Origin of the sequence: Streptomyces sp. NPDC060027 (assembly GCF_042737005.1) — a bacterium.
Classification (GTDB): domain Bacteria; phylum Actinomycetota; class Actinomycetes; order Streptomycetales; family Streptomycetaceae; genus Streptomyces.
Window position 1 is genome coordinate 72,867 of sequence record NZ_JBHWVI010000014.1, and the last position, 7,767, is coordinate 80,633.

A 7,767-nucleotide genomic window follows, 5' to 3' on the forward strand; every position below is an offset into this window, starting at 1 on the left:
GCCCCTGCCGAAGACATCGCAGCCCCACTCGCCCCGTCGCCCGCCGGATCTCCTGCCCTGTCCATGTCTGCGCCCATACATCCCAGCCAAACATCCCCGAGGAGCGCGTGCGGGCGCGTGCATCTATTGACTAGCTCTATTCAAAGAGCCAGGATGTGAATATCTGAAGCAACAGTCCGCTAGGAGGCAGACCATGTCAGGACCCCGCCCCGTCCGAGCGCCGCGCGGTACGGAACTGAGCGCCCTGGGATGGCAGCAGGAAGCCGCCCTTCGGATGCTGCAGAACAACCTCGACCCCGAGGTCGCCGAGCACCCCGACAAGCTCGTCGTCTACGGCGGCACCGGCAAGGCCGCCCGCGACTGGCGCTCCTTCGACGCCATGGTCCGCACGCTCCGGACGCTGAAGCAGGACGAGACGATGCTCGTCCAGTCCGGCCGTCCCGTCGGCGTCATGCAGACCCACGAGTGGGCCCCGCGCGTCCTCATCGCCAACTCCAACCTGGTCGGCGACTGGGCGAACTGGGAGGAGTTCCGGCGCCTTGAGGCCCTCGGCCTCACCATGTACGGCCAGATGACCGCCGGTTCCTGGATCTACATCGGCACCCAGGGCATCCTCCAGGGCACCTACGAGACGTTCTCCGCCGTCGCCGCGAAGAAGTTCGGCGGCACCCTGGCCGGGACGATCACCCTGACCGCCGGCCTCGGCGGCATGGGCGGTGCCCAGCCGCTCGCCGTGACGATGAACGACGGCGTCGCGATCTGCATCGACGTCGACCCGCGCGCCATCGAGCGCCGCATCGAGCACCGCTACCTGGACGTGCGGGCCGACTCCCTGGAGCACGCCCTCCAGCTCGCCGTCGAGGCCCGTGACCAGCGCAAGCCGCTCTCCATCGGCCTGCTCGGCAACGCCGCCGACCTGCTGCCGCGGATGCTCGCCGAGGGCGCACCCATCGACATCGTGACCGACCAGACCTCGGCCCACGACCCGCTCGCCTACCTCCCCGTCGGCATCGACTTCGACGACATGGCCGACGCGGCCGCCAAGGACCCGGCGGGCTTCACCACCCGCGCCCGCGAGTCCATGGCCCGCCACGTCGAGGCCATGGTCGGCTTCATGGACGCCGGCGCCGAGGTCTTCGACTACGGCAACTCCATCCGCGGCGAGGCCCAGCTCGCCGGGTACGACCGTGCCTTCGCCTTCCCCGGCTTCGTCCCCGCCTACATCCGCCCGCTGTTCTCCGAGGGCAAGGGCCCCTTCCGCTGGGCGGCCCTGTCCGGCGAGGCCTCCGACATCCACAAGACGGACAAGGCGATCCTCGACCTCTTCCCGGAGAACGAGTCCCTGCACCGCTGGATCAAGCTGGCCGGCGAGCGCGTCCACTTCCAGGGCCTGCCCGCCCGTATCTGCTGGCTCGGCTACGGCGAGCGCGACAAGGCCGGCGAGCGCTTCAACGACATGGTGGCCTCCGGCGAACTCGCCGCCCCCCTCGCCATCGGCCGCGACCACCTCGACTGCGGCTCCGTCGCCTCCCCGTACCGCGAGACCGAGGCCATGCTCGACGGCTCCGACGCGATCGCCGACTGGCCGCTGCTGAACGCCATGGTGAACGTCGCCTCCGGCGCCTCCTGGGTCTCCATCCACCACGGCGGCGGCGTCGGCATGGGCCGCTCCATCCACGCGGGCCAGGTCTCCGTCGCCGACGGCACCAAGCTCGCCGGCGAGAAGATCCGCCGCGTGCTCACGAACGACCCCGGCATGGGCGTCATCCGTCACGTCGACGCCGGCTACGACATCGCCGAGTCCGTCGCGGACGAGCGCGGTGTGCGCATCCCGATGCGCGAAGGTGACGACGCGTGACCTTCCACAGCATGTGGGCGGAGCTGCTGCCGATCGGCCGCAGCTCCGCCTCCGGCGGCTACCGCCGGTTCGCCTGGAGCGGCGCCGACACCGAGTGCCGCGCCTGGTTCCGGCAGCAGGCCGAGTCCCGCGGGCTCGCCTACGAGCTCGACCGCAACGGCAACCAGTGGGCCTGGCTCGGTGACCCCGCCGCCGGGGACGCCGTGGTCACCGGGTCGCACCTGGACTCCGTGCCCGACGGCGGCGCCTTCGACGGCCCCCTCGGCGTCGTCTCCTCCTTCGCCGCACTCGACGAACTCCGCGCCCGCGGAGCGCGGTTCACCAAGCCCCTCGCCATCGTCAACTTCGGCGACGAGGAGGGCGCCCGGTTCGGGCTCGCCTGCGTCGGCTCCCGGCTGGCCGCCGGGCAGCTCACCGTCGAGCAGGCGCACCGGCTGACCGACGCCGACGGCATCACCCTGCCGCAGGCCATGGAGCGCGCCGGGTACGACCCCGGCACCATCGGCCCCGACCCCGAGCTGCTGGGCCGGATCGGCGCCTTCGTCGAACTGCATGTCGAGCAGGGCCGCGCCCTCGACATCGGCGGCGACCAGGTCGGCATCGCCAGTGCCATCTGGCCGCACGGCCGCTGGCGCTTCGACTTCCGGGGCGAGGCCAACCACGCGGGCACGACCCGGCTCGTGGACCGCCACGACCCGATGCTGCCGTACGCCGAGACCGTCCTCGCCGCCCGCCGCGAGGCCCGGCTCGCGGGCGCCGTCGCCACCTTCGGCAAGATCGCGGTCGAGCCGAACGGCGTGAACGCCATCCCCTCCCTCGTCCGCGGCTGGCTCGACTCCCGCGCCGCCGACCAGGCGACCCTCGACACGGTCGTCACCGGCGTCGAGAAGGCGGCCCGCGAGTACGCGGACGCCCAGGGCGTCGAACTCGACGTGATCCGCGAGTCGTTCACCCCCGTCGTCGAGTTCGAGCACGCCCTGCGCGACGAACTCGCCCGCATCCTGGGCAAGGAGCGGGACGCCGTGCTGAGCGTCCCCGTTCTCGGGACGGGCGCCGGACACGACGCCGGAATCCTCTCCGGCACCGTCCCGACCGCCATGCTGTTCGTACGCAACCCCACGGGTGTCTCGCACTCCCCGGCCGAGTTCGCCGCCGAGGACGACTGCGTGGCCGGGGTGACCGCACTCGCCGACGTACTCGAAGGGCTGGCCTGCAGGTGACGCAGACGTACTGGCTGGAACACGCCTGGCTCGGCACCCATGTCGAGCCGGGCGTCGCCGTGACCGTGTCGACCGGCGGCTCCGGAGCCGGGACGGACGGCCGCGTCACCGATGTCCGCACGGGCGTCGACACCCCGCCGCCGGGCGCCGAGATCCTCCGCGGACTCACCCTCCCCGGCCTCGCCAACGCCCACTCGCACGCCTTCCACCGCGCCCTGCGCGGCACCGTCCAGGTCGGCTCCGGCACCTTCTGGACCTGGCGCGAGATCATGTACTCCTTCGCCGACCGGCTGACCCCGGAGACCTACCACGCGCTCGCCCGCGCGGTGTACGCGGAGATGGCGCTCGCCGGAGTCACCGCCGTCGGCGAGTTCCACTACGTGCACCACGCCCACGACGGCACCCCCTACGCCGACCCCAACGCCATGGGCGAGGCGCTCATCGCCGCCGCCGCCGACGCCGGCATCCGCATCACCCTGCTCGACACGGCCTACCTCTCCTCCGGCTTCGGGCAGCCGCCCAACCCGCACCAGCGGCGCTTCTCCGACGGCACCGCCGACGCCTGGGCGGAACGCTCTTCACTTCTCAAGGACCGGGATCACGCACGGATCGGTGCGGCGATCCACTCCGTACGGGCCGTGCCCGCCGGACAGCTCGCCACCGTGGCACGCTGGGCCGAGGAGCGGCGCGCCCCGCTCCATGTGCACCTGTCCGAGCAGACGGCCGAGAACGAGGCCTGCCAGGCAGCCCACGGCCGCACCCCCACCCGGCTGCTCGCCGACCACGGCGTCCTCGGACCGCGCACCACCGGCGTCCACAACACACACCTCACGGACCAGGACATCGCCCTGCTCGGCGGCACCGGCACCGGCACCTGCATGTGCCCGACCACCGAACGCGACCTCGCCGACGGCATCGGCCCCGCCGTCACCCTCCAGCGCGCGGGCTCGCCCCTCTCGCTCGGCTCCGACAGCCACGCCGTCATCGACCTGCTCGAAGAGGCCCGCGCGATGGAGCTGAACGAGCGGCTGCGCACCCGCACCCGCGGTCACTGGACGGCCGCCTCCCTGCTGCGCGCCGCCTCCGCCGACGGCCACGCGGCCCTCGGCTGGGACGACGCGGGCAGCATCGAGACGGGCGCGCGCGCCGACTTCACGACGATCGCCCTCGACTCGGTCAGAACAGCGGGACCGGTGCCACGCCTCGGCGCCGAGACGGCCGTATTCGCGGCCACGGCCGCCGATGTCCGGCACACGGTCGTGGCGGGCCGGCATGTCGTACGCGACGGCGCGCACACCCTCGTACCGGATGTGCCGGCAGCTCTTGCGGACGCCGTCGAGGCCCTGCGCGCCTGACACCCGCACGCGGGCGAGGCCCTGCGCGCCCGACGCCCCCCACCAGCAGTCCCGCCACCCCTGAGGACGCCATGAGCAGCACGACCGTCATCACCAACATCGCCAGTCTGGTCACCAACGATCCCTCCCTCGGCGACGGCTCTCCCCTCGGCCTGATCCAGGACGCGGCCCTCGTCATCGACGGCGACCGCGTCGTGTGGACCGGTGAATCAAGCAAAGCACCCGCCACCGACAACCGGGTCGACGCCGGTGGCCGCGCGGTGATCCCGGGCTTCGTCGACTCCCACTCGCACCTGGTGTTCGCCGGTGACCGCACCCAGGAGTTCAACGCCCGGATGTCGGGCCGCGCGTACAGCGCGGGCGGTATCCGCACCACCGTCGCCGCCACCCGCGCCGCCTCCGACGAGGAGTTGGAGCGCAACCTCACGCGCTACCTGCGCGAAGCCCTCCGCCAGGGCACCACGACCTTCGAGACCAAGTCGGGCTACGGCCTGACCGTCGAGGACGAGGCCCGCGCGCTGCGCATCGCCGCGTCGCACACCGACGAGGTGACCTACCTCGGCGCGCACATCGTCTCGCCGGACTACGCCGACGACCCGGCCGGCTATGTCGCCCTGGTGACCGGCGAGATGCTCGACGCCTGTGCCCCGTACGCCCGTTGGGTGGACGTCTTCTGCGAGAAGGGCGCCTTCGACGGCGACCAGGCGCGGGCGATCCTCACGGCGGGCAAGGCGAAGGGCCTGCACCCGCGCGTGCACGCCAATCAGCTCTCCTACGGTCCCGGAGTCCAGCTCGCCGTCGAGCTCGACGCGGCGAGCGCCGACCACTGCACGCACCTGACGGACGCGGACGTCGACGCCCTCGCGAGCGGCGACACCGTGGCCACCCTGCTCCCCGGCGCCGAGTTCTCCACCCGCGCCGAGTGGCCGAACGCCCGCAGGCTGATCGACGCGGGCGTCACGGTCGCGCTGTCCACCGACTGCAACCCCGGCTCGTCCTTCACCTCGTCCGTGCCCTTCTGCGTCGCGCTCGCGGTACGGGACATGCGGATGACCCCGGACGAGGCCGTGTGGTCGGCGACGGCGGGCGGCGCGAAGGCGCTGCGCCGGGACGACGTCGGCCGGCTCGCGCCGGGCGCGTACGCGGACCTGGCCCTGCTGGACGCCCCGAGCCACGTCCACCTCGCCTACCGTCCCGGCGTCCCGCTGGTCACCGGCATCTGGCGGCGCGGCGTCCGCGAGGTCTGAGGGGCGAAGCCCCGGGCGTCGGGAGCCCGGCGTCGGGAGACGGAGGGCCGGGAGACGGAGGGCCGGGAGGCCGAGGGCTGAGAGACCGGGCGCCGGAGGTCTGAGGGGTCGCGGTCTGAGGGGCGCCCGGTCTGAGGGGCCCCCGGTCCGGGAGGGCGCGGTCCGACCGCGGAGGGGTGAGGGGTGTTCGTCAGGTGGCGCCCGCGCGCCATCGCTGCCCCGTGCCGTCGTTCAGCGGCACCAGCGACAGCCCGCCGTCGCCGTCCGGCGTGACCGCTGTCTCGATGGCCACGGCCGGGCGGATGACGCCGTCGCCGTCGACGGTGAACCGCAGGTTGTCGCCGTGGTCGCCGTCGAGCGACGAGCACTCCCAGATGCCCACGCCCTTGTCGACGGAGCCGCGGCTGTCCAGGCAGAAGTCGTCGTCGGCGGCCGACCGGAGCGCACCGAGGTCGGCGTCGACGCGCCAGCGCTGGGTGGAGGAGGAGGTGCAGGGCGCCGTGACGACGTCCGTGCCCTTGTCGAGGTCACCGTCCCGGATGTCCAGGCACAGGCCCGAGGCGACGTTCACCACCTGGGCGTAGCCGCTGCCCGGAGGCCGGAACGTGACGGTCGGGGTCGGCTTCGGGCTCGACGGCTTCGGCGGCTTCGGCGACTTCGAACGGTGGGTCGGGGAGGGGGACGCGGAGGTCGCCGAGGGGGAGGGCGTGGCGGCCGACGGGGTGACCGGGACCGTCGCCGTCACCGTCACCGGGGGCCGGCCGGACGGTGTGGAGACCGAACCCGCCGTGTCCGTGGAGGGCGTGCCCGTCGTGGAGAGCAGGAAGAACAGGACCGGCGCCAGGGCCACGCCGAGCGCCGCGGCCGAGGTCAGGACGAACCGGCGGGACGGCGGCCAGGGCCAGGGCAGCGCCGGCGCCCTGTGTCCGACCGGGGGCGGGGGCGGGACGGGCTGCGTCCCGGACACGTCGTCGGCGGCATACGCCGTACCGGCCCAGGGCAGCAGGCCCTCGGCCAGGGCGGAGCGGGGGTGGTCGCGCAGGGCGGTCAGTTCCTCGTACGCGGTCGAGCAGTGCCCGCAGTGCGCCATGTGGGCGTGCAGGTCCTTGCTGGAGCGGGGGTTGTCGGGCCGCACCGACTCCTCGATCAGCCGGCGGAAGTCTCCGCAGCGCGGATCGTCGGAGGCGGCCAGCCGGGACTTCAGACAGGCCTGGCCCAGCGACTGGAGCGCCTGGTCCGTGCCGTAGGTGATGTCGCCGGGGGCGAGGCCGAGCAGGACCGCCGTGCGTTCCGCGGGCTCGCGCTCGACGATCGCGTACCAGATGAGGCCCTGGGCCCGGGCCGGGAGGGACTGGAAGGCGGGGAGCAGGGAAGGGACGGGACCGTCGGGGCCCGCCGTGCTGAGGACGAGGAGAAAGCCGGGGTCCAGCCCCGCGGCTCGCTGGTCCCGGGCCCACGAGGCGGCCACCCGCCCGGCCAGCAGCAGGAGTTGGTGCCGCCAGGGGACGCTCGGGTCGATGCCGCGTGCCGTCTCGCGGGCCGCGAGGGTGAAGGTCTGCGCCGCGAGCTGTCCTGCTCCGGACTCACCGGTGGTGCACAGCCGCGCGTAGGCGAGGACCGAGGGGCGGTGGCGTCCGCGGAGCTCCTGGAGGGCGGCGTAGGCGGTCGAGGTGCCGCCGCGCAGTAGCTCGGTCAGCCGTGTGTCGGACGCGTCCGCAGGCAGTCCGTTGCCCTCGGCCGCGTCGTTTCTGTCGGCCGGGTCGCCCTGCGCCATGTTCGTCCGCCTCCTTGCACCTGGTGCTCCACTCGCCCCGTCCTGACGTACCAGCCAGTTTGGGGTGCCCATAGTGGCGGGGATGGCCCTCCGGGGAAAGAGTTGAAGAGTGGAATTTCGCGGACCGCCGCCGAACTGTTCTGTCCGGCGCCGAAGTTTCCTCAGCGGCACCGGACTTTCCCGCGTGGTGCGGAAGTCACCTGCGTGGTGCGGAAGTCACCTGCGCGGCGCGGAAGTCTCCAGGGACGGCGCGGAAGTTGTCCGGAGACGGCGCGGGCGGCCGGAGGGAGGCCGGGGCGGCCGGAAGACGGAG

5 protein-coding genes are annotated in these 7,767 nt (G+C 73.2%); 4 read left to right on the forward strand and 1 reads right to left on the reverse strand.

Translation table 11 applies throughout. The features are described from left to right. The first annotated feature begins 193 nt into the window (after positions 1-193). The 4 genes from hutU (at position 194) to hutI (ending at position 5,680) form a co-directional block, all read left to right on the forward strand. A complete protein-coding gene (gene hutU, locus ACFWBT_RS06070; protein ID WP_385696480.1) occupies positions 194-1,858 on the forward strand; it encodes a urocanate hydratase in 1,665 nt (554 codons plus the stop codon). Then, positions 1,855-3,078, forward strand: a complete 1,224-nt coding sequence (locus ACFWBT_RS06075; protein WP_385696483.1) for an allantoate amidohydrolase — start codon at positions 1,855-1,857, stop codon at positions 3,076-3,078. Before hutU ends, ACFWBT_RS06075 begins: the two co-directional genes overlap by 4 nt. Further along, positions 3,075-4,433, forward strand: coding sequence for a formimidoylglutamate deiminase (locus ACFWBT_RS06080; protein ID WP_385696485.1), 1,359 nt, complete (start codon positions 3,075-3,077; stop codon positions 4,431-4,433). Before ACFWBT_RS06075 ends, ACFWBT_RS06080 begins: the two co-directional genes overlap by 4 nt. 71 nt (positions 4,434-4,504) lie before the next feature. Continuing rightward, positions 4,505-5,680, forward strand: a complete 1,176-nt coding sequence (hutI, locus tag ACFWBT_RS06085) for an imidazolonepropionase (protein ID WP_385696488.1) — start codon at positions 4,505-4,507, stop codon at positions 5,678-5,680. Between the two features lie 190 nt (positions 5,681-5,870). Here the strand turns inward: hutI and ACFWBT_RS06090 are convergent, their stop codons facing one another. Further along, on the reverse strand, positions 5,871-7,454 hold the full coding sequence (locus ACFWBT_RS06090; RefSeq protein WP_385696490.1) for a ricin-type beta-trefoil lectin domain protein: 1,584 nt from the start codon (positions 7,452-7,454) through the stop codon (positions 5,871-5,873). Positions 7,455-7,767: the final 313 nt, after the last annotated feature.